Below are 1,628 nucleotides of genomic sequence, written 5' to 3'. Positions count from 1 at the left end.
GGGATCCGAGGCATAGGCGGTCTTGCCGCGCGCGACCAATTCCCGCACGAACAGCAGGTTCGCTAGCTTGGATTCCCCATAGGCCGACCACGGGTTGTAGCTGCGATGGTGGTAATTGAGGTCGTCGAAGTGCATGCGGGCGGTGGTGTAGTTGGTGCTGGCCACCGCCACGACGCGATCGCGGATCCGGTCGCCGAGCAGGCATGTCAACGCGAAGTGGCCGAGGTGGTTGGTGCCAATGTGAGCCTCGAAGCCATCGGCCGTTCGGGTCAGCGGCAAGCCCAACACACCGGCGTTGTTCACCAGCACGTCGACGTCGTCGACGGTGTCGGCGAACTTGCGCACGCTGGTGAGGTCGGCCAGGTCGAGCTCACGCACCTCGACGTCGCCGGGCATCGACGCCGCGGCGTCGTAGGCCTTTGTCAGGGTCCGGCAGGCGATCACCACTTCGTGGCCGACGGCGGCCATTGCGTGTGCGGTCGCCTTGCCGACGCCGCTGCTTCCGCCCGTGACGATAATGCGCACGTTGCCGTGCCCTCCTTCGCGACAGTTCACACAAACAGTAAACTATTTATCGCTTTGGCGAAACGGTGAGGAGAGACGTTGATAGATACGTACCTGACTAGTTTGGTTCAACCGCTCGGATGACGTGGCTCGAGCGGATTTGCGCAGTCCACGAACGCAGTGAACGTGCTGCGGTGATAGGCGAAGTGGGCTCCGTCACTGGCCGCGAACTGATCGGAATGGCGGTCACGGCCGCGGACCTGCTCGTCGAGCTCGACGTGCAGGCAGGTCAGCTGATCCCTGCGTTGCTCACCACCAACGCCCGCGCGCTTGCACTGCTGTTCGGCGGTGCCGCGGTCAACAGGCCGCTCGCTCCGCTCGGGCCGCGGCAGACTCCCGCAGAGCTGGCCGAGACGGTGCGACGGAGCGGCTCGTCGGTCCTGCTCGCTGAGGCCGCGTTCGCCGAGACGGCTCGGCAGGTTGCCGACGCGGTTGGGATACGGGCGGTGACAATTCCCTTCTTGCCGGCGTCGAGGCGTAGGTTGCATCCGGAAACAGGCCCCACGGCGATCTACCTGCACACCGCGGGAACGACCGGCGTCCCCAAGCGAGTCCCGCTCACCGAGCGAGTGCTCGACGCCCGCGCTGAGCTTTTGCGTCGCCTGATCAGCGTTGGCCCCGACGACCGCTATGCCACCGGCTCACCTCTACATCACATCGGGGGACTGGGCAACGTCCTGGTGGCCCTCACGGCCGGGGCGGCGGTTATCTGTACCAACAGATTCTCCTTCGATTGGTGGCGCAACCTCAAGCAACTCGATGCCACCCACTGCCTGCTCGTGCCGACCATGATCGAGATGTTGCTCAGCGCGGGGCTTCTCGACGCAGTTCCGCTCAAGACATTGATCTATGGTGCCTCGCCGATCACTGTCGATACGTTGCGACGCGTTCTTGACGCGCTGCCCGACGTCGCGATGGTCAGCCTTTACGGCCAAACCGAGGGCAGCCCGATCACCAGCTTGGGGCCAGACGATCATCGACTTGCCGCACTCAAAAACCCCGACCTTCTGCACACCGTGGGCCGGCCGGTGGGCGGTCTTCGTCTGCAGATCGAAGATCCGGAC

General features: G+C 64.6%; 2 protein-coding genes. One reads left to right on the top strand and one right to left on the bottom strand.

Going from position 1 to position 1,628, the window contains the following annotated elements; translation table 11 throughout:
- Positions 1–525, bottom strand: a 525-nt coding sequence (locus WAN71_RS06660) for an SDR family NAD(P)-dependent oxidoreductase (RefSeq protein ID WP_422224576.1), incomplete at its 3' end; no start/stop codon positions are given.
- A 119-nt stretch (positions 526–644) separates the two neighbouring features.
- Between WAN71_RS06660 and WAN71_RS06655 the strand changes: the two genes are divergently transcribed.
- A partial coding sequence (locus tag WAN71_RS06655) for a class I adenylate-forming enzyme family protein (RefSeq protein ID WP_422224575.1) occupies positions 645–1,628 on the top strand: 984 nt, incomplete at its 3' end.

Origin of the sequence: Mycobacterium sp. (assembly GCF_049280035.1) — a bacterium.
In the GTDB taxonomy this organism is placed as follows: Bacteria; Actinomycetota; Actinomycetes; order Mycobacteriales; family Mycobacteriaceae; genus Mycobacterium.
The sequence above is the reverse complement of the archived record's forward strand: the minus strand, read 5'-3'. Positions and strand labels throughout refer to the sequence as shown.